Origin of the sequence: Bradyrhizobium sp. Mp27 (assembly GCF_029953005.1) — a bacterium.
GTDB lineage: Bacteria > Pseudomonadota > Alphaproteobacteria > Rhizobiales > Xanthobacteraceae > Bradyrhizobium > Bradyrhizobium barranii.
Window position 1 is genome coordinate 1 of record NZ_JASAUS010000049.1, and the last position, 13,239, is coordinate 13,239.

Annotated in this window: 14 protein-coding genes and 1 pseudogene; 10 read left to right on the forward strand and 5 right to left on the reverse strand. The window is 64.5% G+C overall.

Going from position 1 to position 13,239, the window contains the following annotated elements; genetic code table 11:
* From QJT78_RS23815 to QJT78_RS23835, 5 genes and pseudogenes are all read left to right on the forward strand, one after another.
* A pseudogene (locus QJT78_RS23815) lies at positions 1-139 on the forward strand (chemotaxis protein CheW); the annotation flags it as partial.
* Positions 140-171: 32 nt separating this feature from the next.
* Positions 172-558, forward strand: coding sequence for a response regulator (locus tag QJT78_RS23820; protein ID WP_018321619.1), 387 nt, complete (start codon positions 172-174; stop codon positions 556-558).
* Positions 559-617: 59 nt separating this feature from the next.
* A complete protein-coding gene (locus tag QJT78_RS23825) occupies positions 618-1,499 on the forward strand; it encodes a protein-glutamate O-methyltransferase CheR (protein WP_028149333.1) in 882 nt (293 codons plus the stop codon).
* A 2-nt stretch (positions 1,500-1,501) separates the two neighbouring features.
* On the forward strand, positions 1,502-1,819 hold the full coding sequence (locus tag QJT78_RS23830) for a hypothetical protein (protein WP_038943414.1): 318 nt from the start codon (positions 1,502-1,504) through the stop codon (positions 1,817-1,819).
* A gap of 142 nt (positions 1,820-1,961) precedes the next feature.
* Positions 1,962-2,465, forward strand: a complete 504-nt coding sequence (locus tag QJT78_RS23835; RefSeq protein ID WP_028149331.1) for a response regulator — start codon at positions 1,962-1,964, stop codon at positions 2,463-2,465.
* Positions 2,466-2,519: 54 nt separating this feature from the next.
* On the opposite strand, the gene QJT78_RS23840 is transcribed toward QJT78_RS23835, so the two are convergent.
* Complete coding sequence (locus QJT78_RS23840; protein ID WP_028149330.1) at positions 2,520-2,810, reverse strand: hypothetical protein; 291 nt, start codon at positions 2,808-2,810, stop codon at positions 2,520-2,522.
* A 149-nt stretch (positions 2,811-2,959) separates the two neighbouring features.
* On the opposite strand from QJT78_RS23840, the gene QJT78_RS23845 reads away from it, so the two are divergent.
* On the forward strand, positions 2,960-3,595 hold the full coding sequence (locus QJT78_RS23845; RefSeq protein WP_028149329.1) for a response regulator: 636 nt from the start codon (positions 2,960-2,962) through the stop codon (positions 3,593-3,595).
* A 157-nt stretch (positions 3,596-3,752) separates the two neighbouring features.
* On the opposite strand, the gene QJT78_RS23850 is transcribed toward QJT78_RS23845, so the two are convergent.
* From QJT78_RS23850 to QJT78_RS23860, 4 genes are all read right to left on the reverse strand, one after another.
* On the reverse strand, positions 3,753-6,314 hold the full coding sequence (locus tag QJT78_RS23850; protein ID WP_312016845.1) for a PAS domain S-box protein: 2,562 nt from the start codon (positions 6,312-6,314) through the stop codon (positions 3,753-3,755).
* Positions 6,315-6,405: 91 nt separating this feature from the next.
* Entirely contained in the window at positions 6,406-7,233 is an 828-nt protein-coding gene (locus QJT78_RS53180; protein ID WP_312016844.1) for a cache domain-containing protein, read from the reverse strand.
* 67 nt (positions 7,234-7,300) lie between these two features.
* On the reverse strand, positions 7,301-7,717 hold the full coding sequence (locus QJT78_RS23855; RefSeq protein WP_028149327.1) for a response regulator: 417 nt from the start codon (positions 7,715-7,717) through the stop codon (positions 7,301-7,303).
* 204 nt (positions 7,718-7,921) lie between these two features.
* Complete coding sequence (locus QJT78_RS23860; protein WP_028149326.1) at positions 7,922-8,644, reverse strand: GntR family transcriptional regulator; 723 nt, start codon at positions 8,642-8,644, stop codon at positions 7,922-7,924.
* Positions 8,645-8,739: 95 nt separating this feature from the next.
* Here QJT78_RS23860 and QJT78_RS23865 point away from each other — a divergent pair, with 95 nt between their 5' ends.
* From QJT78_RS23865 to araD, 4 genes are read left to right on the forward strand one after another with little or no spacing between them, the layout of a single operon-like run.
* A complete protein-coding gene (locus QJT78_RS23865) occupies positions 8,740-9,759 on the forward strand; it encodes an ABC transporter substrate-binding protein (protein WP_038943417.1) in 1,020 nt (339 codons plus the stop codon).
* Positions 9,759-10,520 carry an ABC transporter ATP-binding protein gene (locus QJT78_RS23870; protein ID WP_028149324.1) on the forward strand — a complete coding sequence of 254 codons (762 nt, stop codon included), beginning with the start codon at positions 9,759-9,761 and terminating at the stop codon, positions 10,518-10,520. Before QJT78_RS23865 ends, QJT78_RS23870 begins: the two co-directional genes overlap by 1 nt.
* An 11-nt stretch (positions 10,521-10,531) precedes the next feature.
* On the forward strand, positions 10,532-11,395 hold the full coding sequence (locus QJT78_RS23875) for an ABC transporter permease (protein ID WP_281460335.1): 864 nt from the start codon (positions 10,532-10,534) through the stop codon (positions 11,393-11,395).
* Positions 11,392-13,131: an L-arabinonate dehydratase gene (araD, locus tag QJT78_RS23880; RefSeq protein WP_028149322.1), complete on the forward strand. Its 1,740-nt coding sequence runs from the start codon at positions 11,392-11,394 to the stop codon at positions 13,129-13,131. Before QJT78_RS23875 ends, araD begins: the two co-directional genes overlap by 4 nt.
* Positions 13,132-13,239: the final 108 nt, after the last annotated feature.

Genomic DNA, 13,239 nt, shown 5'->3' on the forward strand with positions numbered 1-13,239 from the left:
GGAAGAGAACCCCGTCAACCTCGATCCCCGCATGGCCAAGCTCGCCGGCGGCGTCCACCGTCTCGACGGGCAGCTCATGGTCGTCCTCGACGTCGATCGCGTCCTCGAGCTTAAAACCGAAGTGCAAATGGCTGCCTGAGCTAACCGAAACATCGAAGCCGGAGAACCAAAATGAAGACATGTTTGGTGGTCGATGATTCCAGCGTCGTGCGAAAGATCGCGCGCCGGATCCTGGAAGGCCTGGAATTCGAAGTCACCGAGGCCGAGGACGGCTCGAAGGCGCTGGAGATCTGCCAGCGGCAGTTGCCCGATGCGGTGCTGCTCGACTGGAACATGCCCGTGATGGACGGCTTCGAGTTCATGGGCCACATGCGCCGCCTGCCCGGCGGCGATCAGCCGAAGGTGGTGTTCTGCACCACCGAGAACAACGTGGCTCATATCGCCCAGGCGCTCAGCGGCGGCGCCAACGAGTACATTATGAAGCCCTTCGATAAGGACATCATCGCCGACAAGTTCGCTGAAGTCGGCTTGATCCCGGTCGGACAAGCCATGGTCTGAGTATCTGGCCCGAGCGTTTCAGCCAGAGTGTCCCCAGTACAGCTTCCGAGAGGCTATCCGTGACCCCGACCGAGTATGAGTATCTGCGTAAGTTCCTGAGGGATCATTCCGGGCTCGACCTGTCCGCAGACAAGCAATATCTGATCGAAAGCCGGTTGTTGCCGCTCGCCCGCAAGGCCGGGCTCTCCGGGATCGGCGAGCTCGTGCAGAAGCTGCAGGGCGGCTCGAGCGCGCTCGTCACCAGCGTGGTCGAAGCCATGACCACCAACGAGACCTTCTTCTTCCGCGACAAGGTCCCGTTCGATCATTTCCGCGACACCATCATGCCTGAGGTCATCAAGGCGCGCGCCGGCCGCCGGAGCATGCGCATCTGGTGCGCCGCCGGCTCGACCGGGCAGGAGCCCTATTCGCTGGCGATGTGCCTGAAGGAGATGGGCGCGGCCCTGACCGGCTGGCGCGTCGAGATCATCGCCACCGACCTGTCGCAGGAGGTGCTCGAGAAGGCCAAGGCCGGCATCTACAGCCAGTTCGAGGTGCAGCGCGGCCTGCCGATCCAGATGCTGATGAAATATTTCAAGCAGACCGGCGAGACATGGCAGATCAATCCCGAGCTGCGCGCGATGATCCAGCACCGGCAGCTCAACCTGCTGCATGATTTTGCCCAGCTCGGCACCTTCGACGTCATCTTCTGCCGCAACGTGCTGATCTATTTCGACCAGGACACCAAGATCAACATCTTCAACCGCCTCGCCCGCCAGATCGAGGGCGACGGCTTTTTGGTGCTGGGTGCAGCCGAAACCGTGGTCGGACTGACCGACACGTTCAGGCCGATCCCGGATCGCCGCGGCCTCTACAAGCCGAACGACCCGCGTGCAGCGGCAGCCAAACCGGCTTTCGCCGGCGCCGCGCCGCCGCGCATGGCGGTGGTGGCAGGACGATAGGCATGGCAGAGGATGGCAAGGGCGCAGAGCGCGTCACGTTCAGTCGTGGCTATGATGTCTGCATCATGGCGATCGACGGCACGTGGCGGCGCGACTGCAAGCTCAATGCGATTTCCGACACCGACGCCATCCTTACGGTGGATGGCTCGATCCAGGGATTGAACCTGAAGGAATTCTTCCTGCTGCTGTCGTCGACCGGGCTCGCCTATCGCCGTTGCGAGCTGGTGCGCGTCAACGGCGCCGAAATGGACATCCAGTTCCTGCGCGGCAAGAACCGGAAGAAGCGCGGCGTCTCCAGCGGCCGGGACGAGGCTGCGTGATTTTCGCGCGCGCCTCGTCGTCGTTCTCTGCGACGTTGGTTCACATTTGCTAAAACATCCAGACGAATTCGCCGCACCGGCTTTACGGGGTTGAAGCGCGATCCGTGTATCGATCGCTCGTCTCAATTCTCAGGATACGGTAATGCCCAGAAGCTCCCTCTCCCCCATCCCGTCAAACCTGCCCGACGTCGCCGAGCGGCGTGCGCTTCAGCTTCTGGTGGTCGACGACGACGCCACGCAGCGCAGCCTGATCACGGTCGCTGCCAGGCAGGCCGGCCATGAAGTCGCGGTGGCGCCGTCCGTCGCCGAGGCGATCGAGAAGCTCCGCGCCGCCCGCTTCGACTGCGTGACGCTCGATCTCGTGCTGGAGGATGGCGACGGCATCGACGTGCTGCGTGAGATGGCGGCGGCGAAATTCGCAGGCCACGTGATCGTCATCAGCGGTATGGACGGCAAGCGCCGCAGCGCCGCCCGCAGCTTCGCCCGTTCCGTCGGGATCCAGCTCCAGGGCTTGCCGAAGCCGCTCGATCTCGCGGCGCTGCGCATCAGCCTCGCCAATCTCGGCAAGACCGCAATGGGGCTGCCGGCGATCCACACCTGGGGTGGCGTCGCTACCGACGCGATCGTGGAACGGCACCGCGCCTGAGGCGCGGAGCTGCCATGCGATCGGACGCGGGCACTCCGCCGCGCCGGTCACAATTCAAGCCGGGTTGCTGGAGTCAGACAGGAATTGCAGGGCGTGGCCGAGGCCTGCCCGGCAGGCGTTGAGAGCGGCGTTCGCGGTGGCATAGCGCGGCGTGACGTCGTCGAGTATGAAGACGTCGGCGGAACCTTCCGGATCGTTGCTGTGTTCTTGATCCATGGCTGCGGCGATCCGGCGCATACTGGTCTCGATCTGTGCGATCAGCAAGCGAAGGTCGGCGGCGATCAATCGTTGGCTGTCGGCCTCGGATGTCGCGACCAGCGGCGGCGTATCGGCCAAATTTAGCATGGATATTCTCCGTCTCCTGCAATTAGGCGCAATGCCGCTACTTGTGCGTTAAGTCTATGTCCCGTACAAATACGGGTGGGCCGAATCCGCGCCGAACGCCATAACGGTTGGCGCGGACGCGAGTCCGTAATGCCAACTGGATGTGGCACATGGCCGAGCAAACCTCTCGTGGTGAAATCTTCGTGGTCGACGACGACCCTGCGGTTCGCGACACCTTGTCGATGGTGTTGAAGGCGGCGGGTTATGAGGTGATCTGTTTTGCGGACGGCGCAGCGCTGCTCTCCGTCGCGCGGAGCCGTACGCCGGCTGCGATCCTGCTCGACGTGCACATTCCCGGAAAGTCGGGCCTCGACATTCTGAAGGAACTGCACGGCGAAGATTATCCGGCGCCGATCTTCATGATCTCCGGGCAGGGCGACATCTCGATGGCGGTGGGCGCCATCAAGAGCGGCGCGCTCGATTTCATCGAGAAGCCGTTCCGCGGTAGCGAGATCGTCGGTCGGCTGGACGAGGCGATCGGAGCCTATGCACGCAGGCAGGCAGAGAGCGTATCGCCGAAATTCTCTTCGCTGCACTTCCCCGGACGCGAGCCGTTGACGCGGCGTGAGCGCGAGGTGCTGGAGCAGTTCGCTTCCGGTGCGTCCAACAAGGAAGCCGGCCGCACGCTCGGCATCAGCCCTCGCACCATCGAGGACCATCGCGCCAACATCATGAAGAAGCTCGGCGCGCGCAACGCCGCCGATCTGATCCGCATCGTGATGACCGCGGCCCAGCGCGCGTCGTAAGGCGACTGGCCATTCTCTCTCGTGCCCCGGACGCAGCGCATCATGCAATGATGCGCTGCTGAGCCGGGGCCCATCTCTCCAATGTCACGGCTGACAGTCCTGGGTCCGGCTCTGCGCCGCAGCGTTGCACGCTGCGCCTTGGCCGGGACACGGTTCCTCAACTGTTCAGCGCCTTGCGGATGATCCGCGCCAGATCGGATTTGCGATACGGCTTCGCCAGCAGCAGCACACCTGAATCCAGCCGGCCGTGATGGATGATCGCGTTCTCGGTATAGCCGGAGGTGTAGACCACCCTGAGGTCGGGACGCGTCTTCGACACCTCGTCGGCAAGCTGCCGTCCGTTCAACTTGCCGGGCATGATGACGTCGGTGAACAGCAGGTCGAACGCCTTGCCGGTGGCGACGATCGCGAGCGCCTCCGCGGCGTTCGCGGCCTGCAAGGTGACGTAGCCGAGCGAATGCAGCTGCGCCAGAACGTAGTCGCGCACCAGCCGGTCGTCCTCGACCACGAGGATCGTCTCGTGCCCGCCCTCGATCGTCGATGGCGTCACGCCTTCGCCCACGGCCGCGGCCGTCTTGCCGGGCGGCAGATACATCTTGATCGTGGTGCCGTGGCCTTCCTCGCTGTAGATCTTGATGTGGCCCGTGGACTGCTTGATGAAGCCGTAGACCATCGAAAGCCCGAGCCCGGTGCCCTTGCCCGGTCCCTTCGAGGTGAAGAACGGATCGAACACCCGGGCCAGCATGTGCGCGGGAATGCCCGAGCCGGTGTCGCTCACGGCGATCAGCACATAGTGTCCGGGCGGGACGTCGTTGGCGCTGGCATAGAACTCGTCGAGATAGGCGGCGCCCGTTTCCACGATCAGCTTGCCGCCGCCGGGCATGGCGTCGCGGGCATTGAGCGCGAGGTTGAGGATCGCGGTGGTGAGCTGGTTGGGGTCGACGATCGCAACGCAGCTCTCGTCCTCGAACACCGATTCGATCTGGATCTGCTCGCCCAGCGTCGGGCGCAACAGCTTTGCGGTGTTGATGATCAGCGCGTTGATGTCGACTTCGCGCGGCTGCAGCGGCTGCTTGCGCGCGAAGGCGAGCAGGTGCTGGGTCAGCTCGGCGCCGCGCCCGGCGGCCTCGTCGATCATCTTCGTGATCGCCGCAAGCTCCGGCTCCTTCGCCACCGCGTCGGCCAGGATCTCGATCGTCCCGGTGATGACGGTGAGGATGTTGTTGAAGTCGTGCGCCACGCCGCCGGTGAGCTGGCCGACAGCCTCCATCTTGTCGGCGTGGCGGATGCGCTCCTCGGACGCGATCTTGTCGGTGAGGTCGCGGTAGAACACATTGAACAGAATGCCTTCGCGGCGTTTCAGCGCCGTGACGCTCACCTCGGCCGTGAATTCCTTGCCGTCGCGACGACGAACCGTGAGCTCGCGGCGGCGGTTGAGCGTCTGGCCGTCCTGGGACTCGAGAAAGCGCGCGAGGCCGGCCTTGACCCGCTCCCGCTCGCTCTCGGCGACGATGAGGTCGACCCCATTCCTGCCCAGCGCTTCGTCGCGCCGCCATCCGAACAGCTCCTCGGCCCGCGAGCTCCAGTTCAGGATGATGCTGCGGTCATCGGTCTGGACGAAGGCGTCGAGCGCGGTCTCGACGATGTTGCGCGCGAGCAGCTCGCTTTCGCGCAAGGACTCTTCCGAGCGTCGCGCCTCGGTCATGTCGCGTCCAACGAAGAAGAAACGCTTGGCCTGATCTGACCAGTTGCCGAGCCATGACAGCCAGACCTCGCGTCCGTCCTTGTGGATGCAGCGGGTATCGGCGAGCTTCGGGTGTCCGCCGCGCCGGAGCGCGCGCATCTCCTCGCGGGATTGCTCGAGATGCGCGGGATGGATGAAATCGACGCCGCTGCGGCCGATCATCTCGTCCGGCGGGTAGCCGAGCACGGCCTGGCTGCTCGGGCTGACCTGCACGATATGGCCCCGCGAATCCATGATCATGATCAGATCTTCCGAGGCGTCGAACAGCTGCCGCCGTTCCTCGATCTGCTGTTGCAGCGCGCGCTCGGTCCGTCGCGCATCGGTCAGGCTGCGCGCCGTGCCGGACGCGCCGATGATCTCGCCCGAATCGTCCCTGATCGGTGACAGGCTCACCGAGATTTCGACCGGACTGCCGTCCTTGCGAAGGCGCACCGTTTCGAAATGCTCGATCCGCTCGCCCGTCGCAATCCGCCGCAGATAGTCCTTGCCTTCGTCGCGGCGATCGGGTGGCAGGAGGATCAAGGTCGGCTGTCCGACCGCTTCCTCGGCCGTATAGCCGTAGAGGCGCTCGGCCGCCGCATTCCAGCCGATGATGATGCCGTCGAGCGTCTGCATCACGATCGAATCGTCGGAGGATTCGACCGCCGCGCTGAACAGGCGCTCGCGGACGGCGAGCTGGTCGCGCGCGGCCTCGGTGCGCCGCCGCTCCTCGACCTCATGCTCCAGCGCCGCCGTCTTCGCCCGCATTTCATCGATCAGACGGGCAAATGCCCGCGCCAGCACGCCGGTCTCGCCGGGGGCGTCGGTTGGAATTCTGATGGAATTGTCCCGACCCAGCCACTCGACCGCCGCAGTGAGCTGCCCGATCGGCCGGGTCAACGACCGCGCCAGCAGCACGGCCAGTATGGCGGCGACCAGCACCGCGATGAGGCCGATCGTGATGGTCGATTTCTCGATGGTGACGGCCGGCGCCATGAAGACGGCATTGGGCACGACGCGGATGACACCGACCCACTGGTCCTCGGCCAGGATTGCGGGCGCGATCGCGGTGCCGCTCGGCTTGCCGTCACTGCCCGGCACGACCTGGGTCGCACCCTGCGTCGATCCGGTGATGGCAGCGAAATAGGGGAAGTCGTTCTGCCAGCGAACCGAACTCGCGGGTGCGATCCGGATGCACGAGATAATCGCCGTTACGGCCGACCACATAGACCGCTTCACCGTTCCGGATCGATATCCTGATACGGTCGAACACCTGGCGCATGTCGACATTGACGACGACGATGCCGAACAGCCGGTGATCGGACCCAAACAGGGGCGCCGCGACGCGCAAGGTCGGAACATAGGGCATCTGAACCACGCCGTCGTCGACGTCCAGTTCGACCGGGGAGACGCTGACTTGGTCTTCTGCCAGCTTGATCGCCACCTGGAAGAATGAGCGCTCGCCCTTGTTCTGCAAGGCATCGTCGGGAACTGCTCGCACCGCTCCGTTCGGGCCGGAGCGGTCGACGCGCAGATACTCGACGCCATCGGCGCCGATGATGCGGACTTTTGCGTAGGCCGGGTTGGCGCCGACGTCGGCCACGAGGCGCGTCAGCAATCGGTCGCGCCAGGTCTTCTCCGAGAGGTGATCGACCGGATCGACCCCGTCGTTGAAATGGGCATCGATCATACCGCGCGCGGCAGCACGGGAGCGGAATGTCGCGACGTCGGCGCGGGCGCCGTTCACATGCGCTTCGAGCTGCGAGGCCAGGAGCCGCGAGTGGCCCTCGATGCGGTCGAGCACGCGCGGCAGGAAGGCTTGCTCCAGGCTGTAATGGCTCAGCCATCCGACCGCGGCGACCGCAGCCGCGACCAGCAGGATCATTGCGATGGCCAGCCGGGTCGCGAGGGTCATATCGGCCTTCGCACCGCGTCGCGAGCGGTCCCGAATGTCCTGCTACGCTGCAACATGGATCACCCCGTCATCGGCTGCCGGAGCCGACATTAGCTTGCGGCGCTGATGTGAGGCAGCCGTCGACAGCGGCGAGCAGGGCGTTCGGCCGGAACGGCTTCTGCAGACTTGCGACCGCGCCGAGCTTGGTCGCCATCTTCAGAAAGTCCGGTTCGGCATAGGCGTCCGGGGTGACGGCGCGGCGGCCGGAAATGACGACGATCGGAAGGGCCGGCTGCAGCACGCGGATGTGGCGCATCGTCTCCAGTCCGTCCATGCCGGGCATGAATATGTCGAGGAACAGGAGGTCGAACTGGCTCGCCTCGAACAACGCAATTCCCTCGTAGCCATCGCCGGCGGCGGTGACGTGATGACCGGCCCTCTCCAGGATCAGCCGAATCGTGATCTGCACGGCCGGGTCGTCATCCACAATCAGGATGTTGGCCACGTCTGAAACCCTCCGGGCCGGATGGGACGTCCAGCGACCCCAAATCAAAGCATCAAATGCGAAATTGTTGCGCGGTTTCCGTCCAGCCTGCAAGCACTTCGCGGCCGACGCCTTGTCCGCCTCGCGCGATACCGGCGGGGTCGGCCATATGCATGCTTACGTGCACATGAAGTCCCTGACGCACGCTCGGATCGTGTCGCGCGCCTAATCGGTCAGGTATTCGGGATGATGGCTCCGGATCTTGTCGAGCTCGCTGAGCGTGCCCGACAGGTGCTTGCGCAGATGCTGTTGCGCGGCGTCAGCGTCTCCGGCCTCGATCGCGCGCGTGATCAGCTTGTGGTGGCGGACGATGTTCTGGGCCTTGCCGGGCGAAGGCAAATGCAGCCGGCGCAGCCGGTCGATATGCCCGCTGCGGCTGCGCACCAGCGTCCACAGGTCTTGCTTTCCGGCGGCGGCGTAGAGCTGGGCGTGGAAGTCGTTGTCGGCGGCCATGAAGGCCTCGAACTCGCCGGCCTTGGCAAATTGCTGCTGGAGCGTAATGGCCTGATCCAGGCGGACCATGAGCGCCGCGTCCCTGCCGGCGGCGAGCAGGCGGACGATCTCCAGTTCGAGTGCCTGACGCAGGAAATGCGCCTGCTCGGCGCGGCTGATGTCGATCCGGCTGACGACAGTTGCGTGCTGCGGAAACACGTCGACTAGGCCCTCTTCCTCGAGCCGCATCAAGGCATCGCGCACCGGCGTCGAGCTGATTCCGAACTGGCCGGCAAGCTCGGCGCGTGACAGCGGCGCCCCCGGCGGCAGCTCCAGGGCGATGATCGCATTGCGCAGCCGCTCGAACACCTGCGGCGCGGCCTGGCGGGCGCGATCAAGCCTTGAAACGGCTTTTGCGGGTCGTGCCGCGCGCGGCGCGGTATGGGTTGCTTCCATGTCGGGTCCCGCGGGCTTGCCTTTGATGTACTAATATATTAGTGCATCAGCAGGGTCAACGCAGCGCGACGCGCACCCGGAGGAAACACACAACAATGATCAAGCATCTTCGTAGCAAGCTTGCGGCTGCCGCCCTGATCGCCGCAACCGTCCTGCCGGTATCCGCGGCGCATGCGCAGCAGAAATCCGAGATCTCGCTGTCGCGCCAGCCCGGCATTTTCTACATGCCGAGCCACATCATGGAAAAGCAGAAGCTGATCGAGAAGCACGCAGCTTCGCTCGGCGTGCCCGGCGTCACCACCAAATGGGTGACCTTTTCCGGCGGCGGCGCACAGACCGATGCGCTGCTCGCCGGGGGCGTCGACATCCTCAACACCGGCACCGGCAATCTTCTGTTGCTGTGGGACCGCACCCGCGGCGGCGTGAAGGGCATCGTCGCGACCTCGGCGCAGCCGATGACGCTGATCAGCCGCGACGCCAACATCAAGTCGATCAAGGATTTTGGTCCGAGCGACAAGATCGCGGTGCCGACGGTGAAGGTTTCCACGCAGGCGATCGTGCTTCAGATCGCCGCCGCGGAGGCCTTCGGCGCCGACCAATGGTCGAAGCTGGACGCCAACACCGTGCAGCTTGGCCATCCCGACGCCTATACGGCGCTGTCCAATCCCAAGCATGAGATGCACACCCACTTCTCGATCCCGCCTTTCACCTTCCTCGAACTGAAGAACGTACCGGGCGCGCATGTCGTGCTGAACTCGCCTGACGTGATGGGCGGTCCATTGAGCCAGGCGCAATTCTTCACCACGACCAAATTCGCCGATGCCAATCCGAAGATCATCCAGGCCGTGCGCGATGCCACGAAAGAAGCGCAGGATCTGATCCGCAGCGACACCAGGCAGGCGGTCGAGATCTACAAGGAGATCACCGGCGACAAGACCTCGGTGGAAGAGCTGCTCGATCTCCTGAAGGAGCCCGGCATGATGGAATGGAATCTCGAGCCGCAGGGCACGATGAAATTCGCAGCCCACCTGTTCAAGACCGGCACGCTGAAGAACCAGCCCAAGGCCTGGACCGACTATTATCTCCCCGTCGCGCACGACCTGAAAGGCAACTGATGGCGCTGCTCGACGTCAACGGGGTGACGCTGCGCTACAAGACCTCCAGCGCCGTCGTCACCGCCACCGAAAGGGTCAGCTTCACCGTCGACAGGTCCGACCGCTTCGTGCTGCTCGGGCCGTCAGGCTGCGGCAAGTCGACCCTGCTCAAGGCCGTCGGCGGCTACATGAGCCCGAGCGAAGGCCGCATGACCATCAACGATCGCGAGATCCACGGTCCCGGCGCCGACCGCATGATGATCTTCCAGGAGTTCGACCAGCTCCTGCCCTGGAAGAGCGTGCTCGCCAACGTGATGTTCCCGTTGCTGACAGCGCGAAAATTGTCGCGCAAGGACGCCGAGGCGCGCGCGCGGGCCTATATCGAGAAGGTCGGCCTCACCCGCGTCGTCGATGCCTATCCGCACACGCTGTCCGGTGGCATGAAGCAGCGCGTCGCGATCGCGCGCGGCATGGCGATGGAGCCTGATATCCTGCTGATGGACGAGCCGTTCGCCGCGCTCGACGCGCTGACGCGGCGCACCTGCCAGGACGAGCTGCTTCAGCTCTGGAGCGAGACCAAATTCACGGTGCTGTTCGTGACCCATTCCATCGCGGAAGCGATCCGCATCGGCAACCGCATCCTGCTGCTGTCGCCGCATCCCGGCCGGGTCAAGGCCGAGGTGGTCGATGTCGACAAGGTCTCGAATGGAGACGGCAGCGCCGGCCGGCTGGAGAAGGAGATCCACGATCTCCTGTTCGCGGCCGAAGCCACAGCGCATTGAGGGGGCCTGTCATGGGCGAAGCGAGAATATTGCTGCGTGACGCGTCGGTCGCCGCGACTGGCGGTGCGGGCGAGGTCGAGCGCAAGCTGAGCGTGCCGGAGCTGTTGTGGAACGACGGTTTTGTCCGCAAGACCGTCATCATCCTGTTCCTGGCGGCGGTCTGGGAATCCTATGGCGTCATCCTCGACAATCCCCTGCTGTTTCCGACGCTGCACGACTCCATCGTGACGCTATGGGAGCGCGTCAAGGACGGCACCATTCCGATGCGCGCCCGGGCCTCGCTGAAGGTGCTGTTCATGGGCTATTCGGCCGGCATCGTGCTGGCCGCGATCTTTACCGTGCTCGCCATCTCGACGCGGATCGGCACCGATTTTCTGGAAACGGTCACGGCGATGTTCAATCCGTTGCCGGCGATCGCGCTGTTGCCGCTCGCCTTGATCTGGTTCGGCCTCGGCAATGGCAGCCTCGTCTTCGTGCTCATCCATTCGGTGCTGTGGCCGGTCGCGCTCAACACCCATTCCGGCTTCAAGAGCGTGTCCAACACGCTGCGCATGGTCGGGCGCAATTATGGCCTGCGCGGGTTGCCTTACGTCGCAAAGATTCTCATCCCCGCCGCGTTCGGCTCGATTCTCACCGGCCTCAAGATCGGCTGGGCCTTTGCATGGCGTACCCTGATCGCGGCCGAGCTGGTGTTCGGCGTGTCGTCGGGCCAGGGCGGGCTTGGCTGGTTCATCTTCGAGAACCGCAACCTCCTCGACATACCCGCAGTGTTCGCGGGCCTCTTGACGGTGATTATCATCGGGCTTTTTGTCGAGAACCTGATCTTCCGCGCCATCGAGCGGAATACCGTCCAGAAATGGGGCACCCAATCATGACCAAGAAGAAAATCACGCCCAACCAGCTCCGCAGCGCGCGCTGGTTCGCGCCCGACGACCTCCGCTCGTTCGGCCACCGTTCCCGCACCATGCAGATGGGCTACGCCCCGGAGGAGTGGAAGGACCGCCCCATCATCGCGATCCTCAACACCTGGTCGGACGCGCAGCCCTGTCACATGCACTTCAAGTCGCGCGTCGACGACGTCAAGCGCGGCATCCTGATGGCGGGTGGCTTGCCGATCGAGTTGCCGGCATTGTCGCTGTCGGAATCGCTCTTGAAGCCGACCACGATGCTCTATCGCAATCTTCTGGCGATGGACGCCGAGGAGCTGTTGCGCAGCCATCCCGTCGACGGCGTGGTGCTGATGGGCGGCTGCGACAAGACCACTCCGGCGCTGCTGCTGGGTGCGACCTCGATGAACATCCCGGCGATCTATCTGCCGGCGGGACCGATGCTGCGCGGCAATTGGAAGGGCAAGACGCTCGGCTCCGGCTCCGACGGCTGGAAATACTGGGACGAGCGGCGCGCCGGCAAGATTTCCGACAAAGACTGGCTCGATATCGAAGCCGGCATTGCGCGGAGCTACGGCACCTGCATGACCATGGGCACGGCCTCGACCATGACCGCGATTGCCGAGGCGATCGGCATGACGCTGCCGGGCGCCTCCTCGATTCCGGCCGCCGACGCCAACCACATCCGCATGGCCAGCGAATGCGGCCGCCGCATCGTCGAGATGGTGTGGGAGGATCTGACGCCGAAGACGATCCAGACCCGAAAAGCCTTCGAGAACGCGATTGCTGTGGCCATGGCGATGGGCTGCTCCACCAACGCGATCATCCATCTGATCGCGCAGGCCCGCCGCGCTGGACTCGATATTGGGCTAGACGATTTCGAGAAGGCGAGCCGCAAGGTGCCCGTGATCGCCAACGTCCGTCCGAGCGGCGATGCCTATCTCATGGAAGATTTCTTCTATGCCGGCGGCCTGCCGGCGCTGATGGGTGAGATCAAGCAGCACCTGCACCTCGATTGCGTCACTGTCACCGGCAAGACTGTCGGCGAAAACATCGAGGGTGTCGAGGTGCACAATGACGACGTGATCCGCTCGGTCGACAATCCCATCTACAAGGAGGGCGCGCTCGCCGTGCTCAAGGGCAATCTCGCGCCCGATGGCTGCGTCATCAAACCCTCCGCCTGCGCGCCGCGCTTCCTCAAGCACACCGGACCCGCGCTGGTGTTCGACGACTATCCCGCGATGAAGAAGGCGGTCGACGATCCCAATCTCGACGTCACCGAGGACCATATCCTCATCCTGCGCAACGCAGGGCCGCAGGGCGGGCCGGGCATGCCGGAGTGGGGCATGCTGCCGATCCCGACAAAACTCGTGAAGCAGGGCGTGCGCGACATGGTGCGGATCTCGGACGCGCGCATGAGCGGCACCAGCTACGGCGCCTGCATCCTGCACGTCTCGCCGGAATCCTACATCGGTGGCCCGCTGGCGCTGGTGCGGAACGGCGACCGCATCACGCTCGACGTCGCCGCGCGTACCATCAACCTCGATGTCCCCGAAGCCGAGCTCGCCAAGCGCCGCGCCGCTTGGAAGCAGCCCGAGCGCCGCTTCGAACGCGGCTATGGCTGGATGTTTACCAAACATATCAAGCAGGCCAATGACGGCTGCGACTTCGATTTCCTGGAGACTGATTTCGGCGCGCCGATCGGCGAGCCGTCGATTTACTGACCGTCGTTCCGGGGCGCGCGTAGCGCGAACCCGGAACCCATTTCACCGCGTTGCGTGCGGCCCGATGGATTCCGGGCTCGCCGCCGCGCGGCGCCCCGGAATGACAAG

What these genes read in the sequence shown, in the direction of transcription:
- QJT78_RS23820 (WP_018321619.1), top strand. Translation starts at nt 172, where the DNA reads ATGAAGACATGTTTGGTGGTCGATGATTCCAGCGTCGTGCGAAAGATC.
- QJT78_RS23830 (WP_038943414.1), top strand. Translation starts at nt 1,502, where the DNA reads ATGGCAGAGGATGGCAAGGGCGCAGAGCGCGTCACGTTCAGTCGTGGC.
- QJT78_RS23835 (WP_028149331.1), top strand. Translation starts at nt 1,962, where the DNA reads ATGCCCAGAAGCTCCCTCTCCCCCATCCCGTCAAACCTGCCCGACGTC.
- QJT78_RS23840 (WP_028149330.1), bottom strand. Translation starts at nt 2,810, where the DNA reads ATGCTAAATTTGGCCGATACGCCGCCGCTGGTCGCGACATCCGAGGCC.
- QJT78_RS23845 (WP_028149329.1), top strand. Translation starts at nt 2,960, where the DNA reads ATGGCCGAGCAAACCTCTCGTGGTGAAATCTTCGTGGTCGACGACGAC.
- QJT78_RS23850 (WP_312016845.1), bottom strand. Translation starts at nt 6,314, where the DNA reads ATGGCGCCGGCCGTCACCATCGAGAAATCGACCATCACGATCGGCCTC.
- QJT78_RS53180 (WP_312016844.1), bottom strand. Translation starts at nt 7,233, where the DNA reads ATGACCCTCGCGACCCGGCTGGCCATCGCAATGATCCTGCTGGTCGCG.
- QJT78_RS23860 (WP_028149326.1), bottom strand. Translation starts at nt 8,644, where the DNA reads ATGGAAGCAACCCATACCGCGCCGCGCGCGGCACGACCCGCAAAAGCC.
- QJT78_RS23865 (WP_038943417.1), top strand. Translation starts at nt 8,740, where the DNA reads ATGATCAAGCATCTTCGTAGCAAGCTTGCGGCTGCCGCCCTGATCGCC.
- QJT78_RS23870 (WP_028149324.1), top strand. Translation starts at nt 9,759, where the DNA reads ATGGCGCTGCTCGACGTCAACGGGGTGACGCTGCGCTACAAGACCTCC.
- QJT78_RS23875 (WP_281460335.1), top strand. Translation starts at nt 10,532, where the DNA reads ATGGGCGAAGCGAGAATATTGCTGCGTGACGCGTCGGTCGCCGCGACT.
- araD (WP_028149322.1), top strand. Translation starts at nt 11,392, where the DNA reads ATGACCAAGAAGAAAATCACGCCCAACCAGCTCCGCAGCGCGCGCTGG.